Raw genomic sequence first — 15,080 nt, forward strand, 5'->3', positions numbered from 1 at the left:
TTCCCAGGGGGCGACGCCAGTAACCCCCACGCGCACCACTGGCGTCACTGTCTTCGGGTTGAGCGACGAGGCGCGCAACCTGCGCTGGCTGCTGGCGGACCTGGTCGAGGAGGTGCCGGGCGTGCTGTCCGTCGCCGTGGTCTCCTCCGACGGCCTGCTGCTGCTCTCCTCCACCGCCGAACACCCGGCGTCGCCACCGCCCCCCGGGGCCCCGGCCGGAAGAGGCGCTTCCGGCCCGCGCGGCTCGTCCGCCGACCTCGCCACCATCGTCGCCGGCCTGGGCAGCCTGACCACGGGCGCGGCGGCCCTGATGGACGGCGGAGCCGTCAAGCAGACCATGGTCGCGATGGACGGCGGCGGACTGTTCGTCATGACCATCAGCGACGGCTCCCTGCTCGGCGTCCGCACCGCGCCCGACTGCGACATGGGCGTCGTCGCCTACCACATGGCGCTCTTCGTGGGCCGGGCCGGACATGTCCTGACCCCCGAACTCCGGCGGGAGCTGCGGCAGTCGGTGGAGGCCGTCGGATGACCACGGCCGCACCCGCCCCGCCCGCCACCGTGCGCGTCCCCGCGCAGGCCAGGGCCGCCGCCCCACGGCGGGGCGGCGGCCCGGCGGTCCGCCGGAGCGCGCGCGTCCGCCCGTACTCGCTCACCGGCGGCCGGACCCGCTTCGGCCACGTCCTGCTCGTCGAGACCTTCGTGGGCGCCCCGGCCGCGCCCCGGGCTGCCGGGCCCGTGTCGGACGTGCCCGCGCCCGGGCCCGGCGGGCTGGCCTCCCGGGTCCTGCCCGAGGCCCGCGCCATCCTCGGGCTGTGCCGCCGGCTGCGCTCGGTCGCCGAGGTCGCCGCGCTGCTGAAGATGCCGCTGGGCGTCGTACGGGTGCTCATCGCCGACCTGGCCGACCAGGGAAGGATCCGCGTCTACGGCTCCGGCCACACCCCCGGCCGACCGGACCGCGCGCTGCTGGAAAGGGTGCTCAGTGGACTACGCAGACTCTGACCCGTCCCCCGACGCGCCGACGGGGGAGGAGGGGGCCGCGAGCTGGCAGACGGACCTCTCCCGCGCCCCCGCCGCCACGAAGATCGTCATCGCGGGCGGCTTCGGCGTCGGCAAGACCACGTTCGTCGGCTCGGTCTCCGAGATCACCCCGCTGCGGACCGAGGCCGTCATGACCTCCGCCGGCGCGGGCGTCGACGACCCGGCCGCCGTCCCGGGCAAGGCCACGACCACGGTCGCCATGGACTTCGGACGGATCACCCTCGACGCCGACCTGGTGCTCTACCTCTTCGGCACGCCCGGCCAGAAACGGTTCTGGTTCATGTGGGACGACCTGGTGCGCGGGGCCATCGGCGCGGTCGTGATGGTCGACACCCGCCGCCTGGCCGACTGCTTCCCCGCCCTCGACTACTTCGAGAGCGGAGGCCTGCCGTACGTCGTCGCCGTCAACCACTTCGAGGGCACCCCCCGTCACGAGGCGGGGGCGGTGCGCGAGGCGCTGGCGCTGGCCCCGGACGTACCCGTCCTGATCATGGACGCCCGGCGTCGGGTCGGCGTCGTCGAGACGCTGCTGACCCTCGTCGGCCGGGCCCTCGACGCCTCACCGGCCGTTCCGGGCGCCATGGGCGTTCCGGCCGCACGGGGCGCCGCCCGCGGCGTCAACCCGGCGTAACCCCGGCTCAGTCACCCGATCGGAGGCGAACACACCGTGCGACGGATCCTCATCGTCGGAGCCGGCCAGTCCGGACTCCAGCTGGCCCTCGGCCTCCAGGCCAAGGGCTACGACGTCACCGTGATGGCGAACCGCACGCCGGAGGAGATCCGCACCGGGCGTGTGATGTCCACCCAGATCATGTTCCGCACGGCGCTGCGCTACGAGCGCGAGCTCGGCCTCAACTTCTGGGAGGCCCTCGCCCCGCGCGTCGAGGGCCTCGGGCTGTCCGTCGCCGGAACCCTGCCCGGCGTCCCCGGCGTGCAGCGGCTGATCGACTGGGTGGGACGACTCGAGGGGCCCGCCCAGTCCGTCGACCAGCGGGTGAAGATGGCCGGCTGGCTGGACACCTTCGCCGAACGCGGCGGCAGGGTCGTCCTCCACTGCGCCACCGTCTCGGACCTGGACTTCCTCGCCCGCCGCTACGACCTCGTGCTCGTCGCGGCGGGCAAGGGCGAACTGGTGTCCCTCTTCCCCCGCGACCCCGCCCGCTCCCCCTACGACACCCCCCAGCGCTCCCTCGCGCTCGCCTACGTCCACGGCCTGGGCCCCCGCGCCGAACACCCGGAGTACGACGCGGCCCGCTGCAACCTCGTCCCCGGCGCCGGCGAACTGTGGGTCATCCCCACCCTCACCACCTCCGGCCGCGCCGACATCCTCTTCTGGGAAGGCATGCCGGGCGGCCCCCTCGACGTCTTCCAGCACGTCGACGGCCCCGGCGAACACCTGGCCCGCACCCTGGAGCTGCTCGAGCGGTACGCCCCCTGGGAATACGGCCGCGCCACCGCCGTCGAACTCACCGACGCCCACGCCACCCTGGCCGGCCGCTACGCCCCCACCGTTCGCGACCCCGTCGGACGGCTGCCCTCCGGCGGCCTGGCCCTGGGCGTCGGCGACGCCGTCGTCGTCAACGACCCGCTCACCGGCCAGGGCTCCAACTCCGCCGCCAAGTGCGCCGCCTCGTACCTCGCCTCGATCATCGAACGCGGCGACGAGCCCTTCGACGCCGACTGGATGCGGATGGCCTTCGAGCGGTACTGGGCCTCGGCCCGGCACGTCACCCGGTGGACCAACGCCATGCTCGGCTCACCGACCCGGCACGTCCGCAGCCTCATCGCGGCGGCGGGCGGCCTGCAGCACGTGGCGGACCGCTTCGCCAACGGCTACGACGACCCCGCCGACTTCGAGGACTACTTCTTCGACGCGACGAGGGCGGAGGCGTTCGTGGCGGAGGCGACGGCGGTGGGGGCGGGCTGAGGGCCGAGGCGGTGGTGGGCTACGCGCGCCGCTCGAGCCGCCGCAGCTCGGCGAGCTGCTCGCTGGTCACCGAGGCCAGCAGCCGCTCCACCTCGCCGAGCTGCTGACGCGCCCGGTCGCGGTGCCGCTTGTGCGCGGCGGCGAGCGTCTGCTGGGCGTTGAGGGCGTCGCGCGCCCGGGAGGCGAGGGCGGCGGCCCGCTGCTCGCCGGACCGCAGCCGCTCCACGGTGCCCGCCCGGCGCTCGGCCGCGATCGCGATCGCGTGGCCGCGCTCCACGGCCTGGCGCGGGTCGGCCCCGAGCAGGAACTGCAGGCAGGGGGAGAAGCTCCGGGCGCCCCGGTACTGCTCCCGGGCGATCCGGCCCGCCGCCTGCCGCTCCTCCTCGAGCGCCAGCCGCGCGTCGGACAGCTCCCGGGTGAGCCGCTCGGCCTCGGCGCGCTGCTTCTTGAGCTTCTTCCCGGTGGCCGTGTAGCTGTCGGTGGCCTCCTCGGCCTGCCGGTAGAGCGCCCGCAGGCGGGTCAGCAGGGCGCTGACCGGCTGCTCGGGCGACGCGGCGGGCGCCGCGCCGGCCGTCGGCGCGGGCAGGGCGAGCACGGTGCTCGCCGCGAGCGCGGCGGCGCAGGCGGCGCGACCGAGACGACTGATGCACGGCAGGTACGGCAGGCACGGCATGAGGCCGATCGTGCCACGCCCGGTATGACTAATAGGGGTAATTGGGGCGGAGTCTGCCCCGCCCATCCCTTGCGTCACCCGGGTGGAGTCAGCGCCCAGCGCCCAGCGATCACCGCGAGGACCAGGGCCACCTGATCCGGCCCTCCGGCTGCCCCTCCGGGTCGTAGACGAACTTCCACCCCTTGGGCAGCCCGAGCCGACGCGTCACCCCCGCCTGCACCCGCCGGTAGACGAGCACGGTGGGCGCCGCCCCTTGTCCGCCCGGCACGGGAATCCGGTAGACCTTCGGCGGCAACCCCGTATGCCCGAGCAACACGGGCAGCACCCGCCCGTCCATGGGCCCGCCCTCGAAGGGCGTGTTCTCACTTCTCACCCCACCAGTCTCCGCCAGCCCACGCGCCCCGGCGCTCGCGGGGCGAGGGGAGGGTGCTTGTGGATCAGCGCCCAGGACTCCTCCCCGGGCCCGGCTGGCGGAGGCCGAGGCTCGACGAGGAGATCACCGCCCAGTACGGCGTGGGAAAGCGGCGCCACCGGTCAGAGCGGATCGAAAAGACCAAAACAGATCACAGCAGGTGCGACGCGCCCTCCACCACCGGCGCCACCCGGCGGGCGAGGTCGGCGACCGGGCCGTCGGAGGGTTCGAGGGCGAGGGCCGTGCGGGTGACGTGGGCGGTCTGGGGGTCGCTCGCCGCGGTGGCCGTGAGCATGGCCACGAAGTGGTCGACGAGCCAGTCGCGCAGTTCGGGCAGGGGCGGTTGCTTGTCCTCGTCCAGCCAGATCAGGGAGGCGGCCTCGACGGCCGATATCCACGTACGGACCATCATGCGCAGCCGTATCCCGGGGTCGGGGACGGACAGGTGGGTGAGGATCTGCGCGGCGGCGGCCCGGCGGACCTCGTCGACTATGGCGCCGGTGCGCGAGGTCTCGGCGACGCTGCCGCCCTGCAGCAGGGCGCTGTAGCCCGCGTCGTGCTGGTCGACGAAGGCGAGGTAGCGGTCGAGGGCCGCGGTGAGCCGGCCGGTGAGGGGGCCGGTGGGGGTCTCGGCGAAGCACAGCTCGAGGTCGTCGGCGGCGCTGCGCAGGGCGGCCTCGTACAACTGCGGCTTGCCGCCGGGGAAGTAGCGGTAGACCAGCGGCCGGGACACCTCGGCGGCGGCCGCGACGTCGTCGAGGGAGACGTCCTCCGGGGCCCGGTGGGCGAACAGGCCGAGCGCGGCGCTTATCAGCTGGGCGCGGCGCTCGGTGACGCTGAGCCTGCGGTAGGAGGTGGTTCCGCTGCCGGTCATGCCTCGCAGGGTAACGGGCCGGGGGAGAGCGGAGAGCCCGGCTCAGGCCAGCAGGCCGGAGCTCTTCCACAGCCGCCGTCCGACGCCCCTCATGAGGCCGATGTCGTCGAGGAAGCCGGTCAGCCGTTCGGCGCCGGCCCGCATCACCTCGCGCCGGTGACCGCTGGCGCGGACCTGGGCGACGGCCTCGCGGCGGTCGAGGCCGGCGTTGGTGTAGACGGCCGGGTTGACGAAGGCGAGGGAGAAGACGCGGGCCGCCTCGCCGGCGCTGATGCGGGTGAGTTCCGCCTCCCAGCGCGGGGCGGTCGCCATCTGGCGGCGCAGCTCCTCGCGCGCGTAGCGGACGTGGCGGGCCTCCTCCACGACGTGGATGCGGGTGATGCCGCGGACGAGCGGCTGGACGCGCTCGTCGGGGAAGGTCAGGCGCTGCATGTGGTCGAGGATCTCCTCGCCGAGCAGCGTGCAGGTGAAGGAGCCCGGGGTGGTGGAGACCGTCTTGAGGACCCTGGCGAGATTGTGGTGCAGGGGGCCGACGGGGTAGGTGGGGCCGCCCACCTTGTGGATCATCCGGGCGAACATCTTCGAGTGCCGGCACTCGTCGGCGATCTCGGTGAGGGCGTAGCGTACGTGCGCGCTGGTGACCGGCTTGTCGTAGATGTGACGGACCAGCAGCTGCATCAGGATGATCTCGAACCAGATGCCCAGCGACCCGAGCGAGGCCAGCTCGTGCCGGGCCAGCTCCATGCGCTGCTCCTCCGGCATTCCGCGCCACAGCGGGGTGTCGTAGAGGGATATCAGCTCCGGCGGGAGGAGCCACTTGCCGGGCTCGAGCGGAGCGTCCCAGTCCAGTTCGGTGTCGGGGTCGAAGGAGTGCCTGGCGGAGGATTCCAGCAGCCGCTCGGCGACGCGCTCACGGTCCTTGAGGGGGCCGAGTGCGTTCTGGGGCCGGAGTGAGTGCCGATCAGACGCCGTCGTCATGGCCGATTCCACCTCAGATCGGGGTTACCCGGGGTACGTTCTTATGAGACTGCGTGTCAGCAAGGTGGGTCAAGCCCCGCACGGGACAGGACATGAGACAGGACACGAGACAGGAGGCGCGACGATGACGACGCGCGAACCCTACGTCCACGACCCCGGTACCGCCGTCTGGGAGATCCCCGCCAACGGCGCCGCCCGCTTCGGCTGGGACTACGACGACGGCCGCGAACGGCTTCTCGCCCTCTACCAGAAGGGCAAGGACAAGCAGTGGGATGCCGCCAAGCGCATCGACTGGGACCTGGAGGTCGACCCGTACGACCCACTGGGCGTCCCCGACGAGAACATGACCGTCTACGGCACCCCGTACTGGGACAGGATGGGCGAGGCCAACAGGCGCGACATGCGCCGCCACTACGCCTCGTGGCAGTTCAGCCAGTTCCTGCACGGGGAGCAGGGGGCGCTGGTGTGCGCCAGCCGCATCGTGGAGTCCGTGCCCGACGTGGACGCCAAGTTCTACTCCGCCACCCAGGCCATGGACGAGGCCCGGCATGTGGAGATCTACAGCCGGTTCCTGCACGAGAAGATCGGAATGCTCTATCCGGTCAATTCCAGCCTTCAGTCGCTGCTCGACGACACCTTGCGCGATTCCCGCTGGGACATGCCGTATCTCGGTATGCAGGTGCTCATCGAGGGCCTCGCCCTCGCCGCCTTCGGCATGCTGCGCGACGTGACCAAGAAGCCGCTGCCCCATCAGATTCTCGCCTATGTGATGCAGGACGAGGCGCGCCATGTCGCTTTCGGCCGTCTGGCCCTGAGGGACTACTACCGGCAGCTTTCCGACGCCGAACTCCGCGAGCGCGAGGAGTTCGTGATCGAGGGCTGCTATCTGATGCGCGACCGGCTGCGCGGCGAGGAGGTGCTGGCCGATTTCGGCATCCCGGCCGCGGACGCCTCCGAACTCAGCGAGCGGTCCGAATATCTGCAGATCTTCCGGAAGTTGCTGTTCAGCCGCATCGTGCCGTGTGTGAAGGACATCGGCCTGTGGGGTGAAGGGCTCCGCCGCGCCTACGTCGACATGGGGGTATTCGAGATGGGTGACGCCAGCCTCGATCAGCTGATGGTCCAGGACGAGGAGATCGCCGAGCAGCTCGACGCCCGCCGTTTCGCGGCGGAGGAGGCCGCCCGTACCGCCGAGATCGCGGAGACGATCGCGGAAGGGTAACGGTCGTGTTCATGCCGAGGGGCTTTACACATGACCCGTGCGTGTTCTGTCCGAATGCCGTGAGGGATGCGTTACTCCGGAACGGAATGCGGTAAACGGCCGTCTACGCGGGCAGGAACCTTTCAGGTTGCGCGAGGGGGATGGGGGGACAAGTCCATGGCTCGCTTGACTGCCCGTAGTCGGCACATCGCGATCGCGGCGGGAGGGGTAATGGCTCTCGCGGGGGTGATATCGGGAACGGTGGCCGTCGCTACAGAGGATTCGGGTAACTCCAGTGGTGCGAGTTCGGTGGAGTTGACCGTTCCGTCATCGTCGGACGCCACCCGGAGCAAGCCCACCACCCCACCCGCCGACCCCGGCCCCAGCGGCCCCGTGTCGTCGGAGATGGCCCACGAGACCGAGCGCGGCGGCAAGTCCGTGGCCCTGACGATCGACGACGGCCCCGACCCCAAGTGGACCCCGAAGACCCTCGCCGTCCTGAAGAAGTACGGCATCAAGGCCACCTTCTGCATGATCGGCCCGTCCGCCAAGGCCTACCCCGACCTCGTCAAGAAGGTCCTCGCCGACGGCCACCGCCTCTGCGACCACTCGGTCGACCACAACACCGCGATGGACAAGCGCTCCGAGGACTACCAGAAGCAGCAGATCCTCGACGCCAAGAAGATGATCGAGGACGTGGCCGGCGGCGCCAAGGTCCGCTACTACCGCGCCCCCGGCGGCGCCTTCACCCCCTACAGCCGCCAGCTCGCCGCCGCCAACGGCATGCGCCCCCTGGGCTGGAGCGTCGACACCCACGACTGGCAGCGCCCAGGCGTGGACCGCATCGTCGAAACGGTCAAGCGCGAGATCGCCAACGGCCCGATCATCCTCTTCCACGACGGCGGCGGAGAACGCAGCCAGAGCGTCGAGGCCCTGTCCCGCTGCATCGACTGGTTGAAGGAGGAGGGATACGACTTCGACTTCCCGAAGATCTGACGCATCTTCGGGACCGCCCCGCGAAGTCCGTCGCGTTCGTGGCGAGAGCCTTGGGAAAAGCGCTCCTACGCAAAAGACCCCGCTTCCAGCGAAACCGCTGGCGGCGGGGTCTTCCGGCACTTCAATCGAAGTGCCCCCGGCAGGATTCGAACCTGCGCACACGGCTCCGGAGGCCGTTGCTCTATCCCCTGAGCTACGGGGGCGTGTCATCCGGCGGCTTTCGCTCGCGGCGACGGGTAGAACACTACCAGCTTCGGGTGGGTGGACGGCAACGGTGATCGAATCGGGGGCGGGAGCGGGCGGGGAGGTCGCTCGGGTGGGGTGGAAGTGGGGAAAAGCCGGACGGCGGGGTGGGGGCGCGCCTACTCTCGGGGTGTGCCTGGCTTGTCCGGCCGGGTCCTTGTTGTCGACGACAACAAGGTCATCCGGCAGTTGATCAGGGTCAACCTCGAGCTCGAAGGCTTCGAGGTCGTGACCGCGGCCGATGGTGCCGAGTGTCTGGAGATCGTGCACCGGGTACGTCCCGACGTGGTCACCCTGGACGTGGTGATGCCCCGGCTGGACGGGTTGCGGACGGCGGCGCGGCTGCGGGCCGACGCGCGGACGCGGGACATTCCGGTGGCGATCATCAGCGCCTGCACCCAGTTCCCGGTGGAGAGCGGGTGGTCCGCGGGGGTGGACGCGTTCCTGGCGAAGCCGTTCGAGCCGACGGAGATGGTGCGGCTCGTCCGGAGGCTGGCGGGCCGGCCGGAGGGGGAGGGGGCTCCGGGGGATCCCGAGCCCGTCGTCCGTCCCGCAGGGTGAAACCGGTTCGCGGAGGGGGGCACCCTCTCCCCTAGGCTTGCCCTGTGACCCCCGCCGATCTCACCCGCACCGTGTTGCACACCGTGCGCTGCGCCGTCGAGGCGGACGAGCTGCCCGCCGTCGTGCCGGAGCGGGTCAGTGTGCGGGTTCCGCCGCGGCCGGGGTGCGGCGACTACGCCACCAACGTCGCCCTGCGCGTCGCCCAGGAGACCGGCCGGCCCGCGCACGAGGTCGCCGAGGTGCTCCGGCGGCGGCTCGCCCGTCGGCCCGGCATCGCCCATGTCGAGATCGCCGGGCCGGGGTTCCTCAACATCACCCTCGCGAGCGACGCGGGCGCAGGGATCGTCCGTGACCTGCTCGGCGGCGACAGCGGGGAAAGTAAGAAAAGCGGCGACGGCGGCGACGGTGGCGGCCTTCATGGCGAGCCCCTGCCGCTCTCTCCCGCCCCCGCCCTCGTCGCGCGGCTCGGCTCCGACGCCGCGCGGTGGGCCCTGTTGTGCCCGCCCGGGCTGGACCGGGACCTGCTGCTGGTGCAGCGGGAGGCCAACCCCCTCTTCCGGGTGCGGTACGCCCACGCCCGTACCCACGCCCTCGTACGCAACGCCCACGACCTCGGGTTCGACGCCGTGCCCGGCGATGTCGACGAGGCGAGCGCCGCGCCGCTGCTCGCCGCCCTCGGCGACCACTCCCGCGTGAGCTCCACGCGCGCCCCCGAGCGACTCGCCCGGCATCTCGAGCGGGTCGCCGACGCGTTTCTGCGGTGGCAGGCGGGCTGTCCCACGCTGCCGCGCGGGGACGAGAAACCCTCGGTCGTCCACCGAGCCCGCCTGGCCCTCGCCGAGGCCACGGGCAAGGTGCTCGCCGACGGCCTGAACCAGCTCGGCATCACCGCACCCGTACATCTGTAAAAGGGGATCGCCACCATGAGCCGCTCCGCCCACCCCGCCGGGCCCCGCCACGCCGACGTCCTTCCTGAGGGGCATTACACCGCCCCGCCCGCCGACCTCAACGCGCTCGACCCGCGCGTGTGGTCCCGTACGGTCTCCCGCGCCGCCGACGGCGTCGTCTCCATGGGCGGGATCGACGTCAAGCGGCTCGCCGAGGAGTTCGGCACGCCCGGGTTCTTCCTCGACGAGAGCGACTTCCGCGAGCGCTGCCGCGCCTGGCGGGATGCCTTCGGCGAGGACGCCGACGTCTTCTACGCCGGCAAGGCGTTCCTCTCCCGTGCCATCGTGCGCTGGCTGCACGAGGAGGGCCTCAACCTCGACGTCTGCTCCGGCGGCGAGCTCGCCACGGCGCTGGCGGCCGGCATGCCCGCCGAGCGCATCGCGCTGCACGGCAACAACAAGTCCACCGAGGAGATCACCCGCGCCGTCGAGGCCGGCGTCGGCCGGATCGTCCTCGACTCCTTCCAGGAGATCGTGCGCGTCGCGCACATCGCGGAGCGGCTCGGCAAGCGGCAGCGCGTGCAGATCCGGGTGACGGTCGGCGTCGAGGCGCACACCCACGAGTTCATCGCCACCGCCCACGAGGACCAGAAGTTCGGCCTCGCGCTCGCCGGCGGTCAGGCCGCCGAGGCCGTGCGGCGGGCGCTGAAGCTCGACGGGCTGGAGCTCGTCGGCATCCACTCCCACATCGGCTCGCAGATCTTCGACATGGCCGGCTTCGAGGTCTCCGCCCGCCGCGTCGTCCAGCTGCTCGCCGAGGTCCGCGACGAACACGGCGTCGAGCTGCCCGAGATCGACCTGGGCGGCGGCCTCGGCATCGCGTACACCTCCGAGGACGACCCGCGCGAGCCGCGCGAGATCGCCGCCGCGCTGCGCGACATCGTCACCCGCGAGTGCGCGGCCGCGGGCCTGGCCGTGCCGCGGATCTCCGTCGAGCCGGGCCGCGCGATCGTCGGCCCGACCGCCTTCACGCTGTACGAGGTGGGCACGGTCAAGGAGCTGCCGGGCCTGCGGACGTACGTCAGTGTCGACGGCGGCATGTCCGACAACATCCGTACGGCGCTGTACGACGCGGACTACTCGGTCGCGCTGGTCTCCCGCACCTCCACCGCCGAGCCGATGCTCACACGTGTCGTGGGCAAGCACTGCGAGTCCGGTGACATCGTCGTGCGCGACGCCTTCCTGCCCGCCGACGTCGCGCCCGGCGACCTGCTCGCCGTGCCGGCCACCGGCGCGTACTGCCGCTCGATGGCGAGCAACTACAACCACGCGCTGCGTCCGCCGGTGGTCGCGGTCACCGACGGCGAGGCGCGAGTGATCGTCCGACGGGAGACGGAGGAGGACCTCCTCCGTCTCGACGTCGGCTGACGTGAGGAACCGTCCGCCGGCCGTGGAAAAACCGGCGGACGGGCCCACGGAAATACGAAAAAGAGGTCTCGAATACTGGACCGGGCGCGGAATCGCCCGTCCGGTGAGTGAGACTGGTACCCCGAAGATGGATGAGAAACGAGGTCGGATGATGCGTACGCGTCCGCTGAAGGTGGCGCTGCTGGGCTGTGGAGTCGTCGGCTCTGAGGTGACGCGCATCATGACGACGCACGCGGAGGACCTCGCGCAGCGCGTCGGGGCGCCCGTCGAGCTCGTCGGCATCGCCGTGCGCCGCCCCGACCGGGTGCGTGAGGGCGTACCCGCCGAGCTGATCACCACCGACGCCACCGCGCTGGTCAAACGCGGTGACATCGACGTGGTCATCGAGGTCATCGGCGGCATCGAGCCCGCCCGCGCCCTGATCACCACCGCCTTCGAGCACGGCGCCAGCGTCGTCTCCGCCAACAAGGCGCTGCTCGCCCAGGACGGCGCCGCGCTGCACGCCGCCGCCGAGCAGCACGGCGCGGACCTCTACTACGAGGCCGCCGTCGCCGGCGCGATCCCGCTGGTCCGGCCGCTGCGCGAGTCCCTGGCCGGCGACAAGGTCAACCGGGTGCTGGGCATCGTCAACGGCACCACGAACTTCATCCTCGACAAGATGGACACCAGCGGAGCCGGCTACTCCGAGGCGCTCGACGAGGCCACCGCGCTCGGCTACGCCGAGGCCGACCCGACCGCCGACGTCGAGGGCTTCGACGCCGCCGCGAAGGCCGCGATCCTCGCCGGGATCGCCTTCCACACCCGGGTTCGCCTCGACGACGTCTATCGCGAGGGCATGACCGAGGTGACCGCCGCGGACTTTGCCTCCGCGAAGCAGATGGGTTGCACCATCAAGCTGCTGGCCATCTGCGAGCGGGCCGCGGACGGGCGGTCCGTCACCGCCCGAGTGCACCCGGCGATGATCCCGCTCAGCCACCCGCTCGCCTCCGTGCGCGAGGCCTACAACGCCGTGTTCGTCGAGGCCGAGGCGGCGGGGCAGCTGATGTTCTACGGCCCGGGCGCGGGCGGCTCGCCGACCGCCTCCGCGGTCCTCGGCGACCTCGTAGCCGTCTGCCGCAACAAGCTCGCCGAGGCGACCGGACCGGGTGAATCCGCCTACACCCGGCTGCCGGTGAGCCCGATGGGCGAGGTGGTCACGCGCTACCACATCAGCCTGGACGTGGCCGACAAGCCGGGTGTCCTGGCCCAGGTCGCCACGGTCTTCGCCGAGCACGGCGTCTCCATCGACACGGTCCGCCAGACGGGCAAGGACGGCGAGGCCTCCCTCGTCGTGGTCACCCACCGGGCCGCCGACGCCGCGCTCTCCGCGACGGTGGAGAAGCTGCGCGGACTGGAGACGGTCCGCGGGGTCGCGAGCATCATGCGGGTCGAGGGCGAGTAAGGCGAGTAAGGGGATTACGAAAGCAATGTCTGCCAACATCAGCCGCCCCGGCACCCACCAGTGGCGCGGCATCATCGAGGAATACCGCGACCGTCTTCCGGTCACCGCCGACACGCCGGTCGTCACCCTGCGCGAGGGCGGCACGCCGCTCGTTCCCGCCCAGGTGCTCTCCGAGCGCACGGGCTGCGAGGTCCACCTCAAGGTGGAGGGCGCCAACCCCACCGGGTCCTTCAAGGACCGCGGCATGACCATGGCCATCACCCGGGCGAAGGAAGAGGGAGCGCGCGCCGTCATCTGCGCCTCCACGGGCAACACGTCCGCCTCCGCCGCGGCCTACGCCGTACGCGCCGGAATGGTCTGCGCCGTTCTCGTTCCGCAGGGCAAGATCGCGCTCGGCAAGATGGGCCAGGCCCTCGTCCACGGCGCGCGCATCCTCCAGGTCGACGGCAACTTCGACGACTGCCTCACCCTCGCCCGCGGGCTGTCCGACAACTACCCCGTGGCGCTGGTCAATTCGGTCAACCCGGTACGTATCGAGGGCCAGAAGACCGCCGCCTTCGAAATCGTCGACGCCCTGGGCGACGCGCCGGACATCCACGTCCTGCCGGTGGGCAACGCGGGCAACATCACCGCCTACTGGCGGGGTTACCGCGAGTACGCCGCGGACGGCATCGCGAGCCGCACCCCCCGCATGTGGGGATTCCAGGCCTCCGGTTCGGCGCCCATCGTGCGCGGCGAGCCCGTGAAGGACCCGCACACCATCGCCACCGCCATCCGCATCGGCAACCCCGCCTCCTGGCGGTTCGCCGAGGAGGCGCGGGACGAGTCGGGCGGCCTCATCGACGAGGTGACCGACCGGCAGATCCTCGCCGCGTACCGGCTGTTGGCCTCGCAGGAGGGCGTCTTCGTGGAGCCGGCGTCGGCGGCGAGCGTCGCCGGGCTGCTCAAGGCCGCCGAGGCCGGGCTGGTGGATCCGGGGCAGCGGATCGTGTGCACGGTCACCGGGAACGGGCTCAAGGACCCGGACTGGGCGGTGGCCGGGGCTCCGCAGCCGCTGACCGTGCCGGTGGATGCGGGGGTCGCCGCGCGGGAGCTCGGGCTGGTCTAGCCCCGCCGGTGCGGGCCGCCGCCCGGTTGTGCCCCCTGTTCCGCCTGGGGGCACCTCCCAGCGGTAGCTGGGGGAGGGACGATTGCCCACAACCGGGGGGCGGGCCCGCCCGCAACCCCGTGGCGGCCCGCTTCGCAAGATCCCGCAAATCCGACAGATGCACAGGTAGTCGTGCGACACGCATCGTGCGCCTCCTGTGCGCCCTATGTCGCCACTGAACCTTCCTTCGATAGGCTGTGCACACTCCGCCCCGTCGCAGACCGTGCCGTCCCCACGCGGTATCGCCGTCGCGGCCCTTGCGGAAGTCGCACGCCATCAACCACGGCCACACCAAGGAGAGTCTTCGAGCGATGGCCGGTCCCGCGTTCCGCGCCGCCGCCGTCCGAGTGCGCACCCCCGCCACCAGCGCAAATCTCGGTCCCGGCTTCGACGCCCTCGGCCTGTCCCTGGGTCTTTACGACGATGTCGTGGTCCGGGTGGCGGAATCCGGGCTGCACATCGACATCGCCGGAGAGGGCGCCGACACCCTCCCGCGCGATGAGAGTCATCTCCTCGTACGGTCCCTGCGCACCACCTTCGACCTGCTCGGCGGCCAGCCGCGCGGCCTCGAGGTCGTCTGCGCCAACCGCATTCCGCACGGGCGGGGCCTGGGCTCCTCCTCCGCGGCCATCTGCGCGGGCATCGTCGCCGCCCGCGCGGTGACCATAGGCGGGGCCGAGAAGCTCGACGACGCGGCCATGCTGGAGCTGGCCACCGAGATCGAGGGCCACCCCGACAACGTCGCCGCCTGCCTGCTCGGCGGATTCACCCTCGCCTGGATGGAGTCCGGGGTCGCCCGGGCCATTCGGATGGACCCTGCGGATTCCATCGTTCCGGTGGTCTTCGTGCCGTCGAGACCCGTACTGACCGAAACCGCGCGCGGACTGCTGCCGCGCAGCGTCCCCCATGTGGACGCGGCCGCCAACGCGGGGCGCGCGGCGCTGCTCGTCGAGGCCCTGACCAGGCGCCCCGAGCTGCTGCTGCCGGCCACCGAGGACCGGCTCCACCAGGAATACCGCGCTCCGGCGATGCCGGAGAGCGTGGCCCTGGTCAACCGACTGCGGGCGGACGGGGTGCCCGCGGTCATCTCCGGCGCGGGGCCCACGGTGCTCGCGCTGGTCGAAAGCGATGCGGCCGACAAGGTCGCACGGCTGGCGGGCGAGGGATGGGCGGCCAATCGGCTGGCCCTCGACGCCGGGGGGACGAGCGTGCTGCCGCTCGCCTGACCAGTGGCGTCCGGGGGAGCCCGGGCCCACGAAAAACGCGGTTGC

At 71.9% G+C, this 15,080-nt stretch carries 16 protein-coding genes and 1 tRNA gene; 12 read left to right on the top strand and 5 right to left on the bottom strand.

Annotated elements, in window-relative coordinates; genetic code table 11:
* Positions 1-58: 58 nt before the first annotated feature.
* Genes AB4K12_RS17435 through AB4K12_RS17450 form a run of 4 tightly spaced genes read left to right on the top strand, consistent with a single transcriptional unit; the run spans position 59 to position 2,968 of the window.
* Positions 59-532, top strand: coding sequence for a roadblock/LC7 domain-containing protein (locus AB4K12_RS17435; RefSeq protein WP_368435048.1), 474 nt, complete (start codon positions 59-61; stop codon positions 530-532).
* A complete protein-coding gene (locus AB4K12_RS17440; protein ID WP_368435049.1) occupies positions 529-1,002 on the top strand; it encodes a DUF742 domain-containing protein in 474 nt (157 codons plus the stop codon). Before AB4K12_RS17435 ends, AB4K12_RS17440 begins: the two co-directional genes overlap by 4 nt.
* Complete coding sequence (locus AB4K12_RS17445; RefSeq protein WP_368435050.1) at positions 983-1,672, top strand: ATP/GTP-binding protein; 690 nt, start codon at positions 983-985, stop codon at positions 1,670-1,672. Before AB4K12_RS17440 ends, AB4K12_RS17445 begins: the two co-directional genes overlap by 20 nt.
* A 36-nt stretch (positions 1,673-1,708) precedes the next feature.
* On the top strand, positions 1,709-2,968 hold the full coding sequence (locus tag AB4K12_RS17450) for a styrene monooxygenase/indole monooxygenase family protein (protein ID WP_368435051.1): 1,260 nt from the start codon (positions 1,709-1,711) through the stop codon (positions 2,966-2,968).
* 19 nt (positions 2,969-2,987) lie between these two features.
* Here AB4K12_RS17450 and AB4K12_RS17455 read toward each other — a convergent pair whose 3' ends face one another.
* The 4 genes from AB4K12_RS17455 to AB4K12_RS17470 all read right to left on the bottom strand — a co-directional run bounded on the left by AB4K12_RS17455 (position 2,988) and on the right by AB4K12_RS17470 (position 5,905).
* Entirely contained in the window at positions 2,988-3,641 is a 654-nt protein-coding gene (locus tag AB4K12_RS17455; protein ID WP_368435052.1) for a coiled-coil domain-containing protein, read from the bottom strand.
* Positions 3,642-3,750: 109 nt separating this feature from the next.
* Positions 3,751-3,978: a hypothetical protein gene (locus tag AB4K12_RS17460; RefSeq protein ID WP_368435276.1), complete on the bottom strand. Its 228-nt coding sequence runs from the start codon at positions 3,976-3,978 to the stop codon at positions 3,751-3,753.
* Positions 3,979-4,204: 226 nt separating this feature from the next.
* Positions 4,205-4,927 (bottom strand): TetR/AcrR family transcriptional regulator, encoded by a 723-nt coding sequence (locus AB4K12_RS17465; protein WP_368435053.1) that lies wholly within the window; start codon positions 4,925-4,927, stop codon positions 4,205-4,207.
* 42 nt (positions 4,928-4,969) lie between these two features.
* Positions 4,970-5,905, bottom strand: coding sequence for a diiron oxygenase (locus AB4K12_RS17470; RefSeq protein ID WP_368435054.1), 936 nt, complete (start codon positions 5,903-5,905; stop codon positions 4,970-4,972).
* A gap of 124 nt (positions 5,906-6,029) precedes the next feature.
* Here AB4K12_RS17470 and AB4K12_RS17475 point away from each other — a divergent pair, with 124 nt between their 5' ends.
* A complete protein-coding gene (locus AB4K12_RS17475; RefSeq protein WP_368435055.1) occupies positions 6,030-7,127 on the top strand; it encodes a ferritin-like domain-containing protein in 1,098 nt (365 codons plus the stop codon).
* 156 nt (positions 7,128-7,283) lie between these two features.
* Positions 7,284-8,102, top strand: a complete 819-nt coding sequence (locus AB4K12_RS17480) for a polysaccharide deacetylase family protein (RefSeq protein WP_368435056.1) — start codon at positions 7,284-7,286, stop codon at positions 8,100-8,102.
* A 131-nt stretch (positions 8,103-8,233) separates the two neighbouring features.
* Here the strand turns inward: AB4K12_RS17480 and AB4K12_RS17485 are convergent.
* Positions 8,234-8,305, bottom strand: a tRNA-Arg gene (locus AB4K12_RS17485).
* 118 nt (positions 8,306-8,423) lie between these two features.
* On the opposite strand from AB4K12_RS17485, the gene AB4K12_RS17490 reads away from it, so the two are divergent.
* The 6 genes from AB4K12_RS17490 to thrB all read left to right on the top strand — a co-directional run bounded on the left by AB4K12_RS17490 (position 8,424) and on the right by thrB (position 15,035).
* Positions 8,424-8,906, top strand: coding sequence for a response regulator (locus tag AB4K12_RS17490; protein WP_368435277.1), 483 nt, complete (start codon positions 8,424-8,426; stop codon positions 8,904-8,906).
* Positions 8,907-8,950: 44 nt separating this feature from the next.
* Positions 8,951-9,814 carry an ArgS-related anticodon-binding protein NrtL gene (gene nrtL / locus AB4K12_RS17495; RefSeq protein ID WP_368435057.1) on the top strand — a complete coding sequence of 288 codons (864 nt, stop codon included), beginning with the start codon at positions 8,951-8,953 and terminating at the stop codon, positions 9,812-9,814.
* A gap of 15 nt (positions 9,815-9,829) precedes the next feature.
* The gene (lysA, locus tag AB4K12_RS17500) at positions 9,830-11,221 is read left to right on the top strand and encodes a diaminopimelate decarboxylase (RefSeq protein WP_368435058.1); all 1,392 of its coding nucleotides are present in this window, start codon (positions 9,830-9,832) and stop codon (positions 11,219-11,221) included.
* Positions 11,222-11,369: 148 nt separating this feature from the next.
* Positions 11,370-12,662, top strand: a complete 1,293-nt coding sequence (locus tag AB4K12_RS17505; RefSeq protein WP_086566593.1) for a homoserine dehydrogenase — start codon at positions 11,370-11,372, stop codon at positions 12,660-12,662.
* Between the two features lie 37 nt (positions 12,663-12,699).
* Positions 12,700-13,770, top strand: a complete 1,071-nt coding sequence (thrC, locus tag AB4K12_RS17510) for a threonine synthase (protein ID WP_368435278.1) — start codon at positions 12,700-12,702, stop codon at positions 13,768-13,770.
* A gap of 350 nt (positions 13,771-14,120) precedes the next feature.
* Entirely contained in the window at positions 14,121-15,035 is a 915-nt protein-coding gene (gene thrB / locus AB4K12_RS17515) for a homoserine kinase (protein WP_368435059.1), read from the top strand.
* Positions 15,036-15,080 lie beyond the last annotated feature (45 nt).

This window comes from Streptomyces sp. C36 (assembly GCF_040932295.1).
Classification (GTDB): Bacteria; Actinomycetota; Actinomycetes; order Streptomycetales; family Streptomycetaceae; genus Streptomyces; species Streptomyces triculaminicus.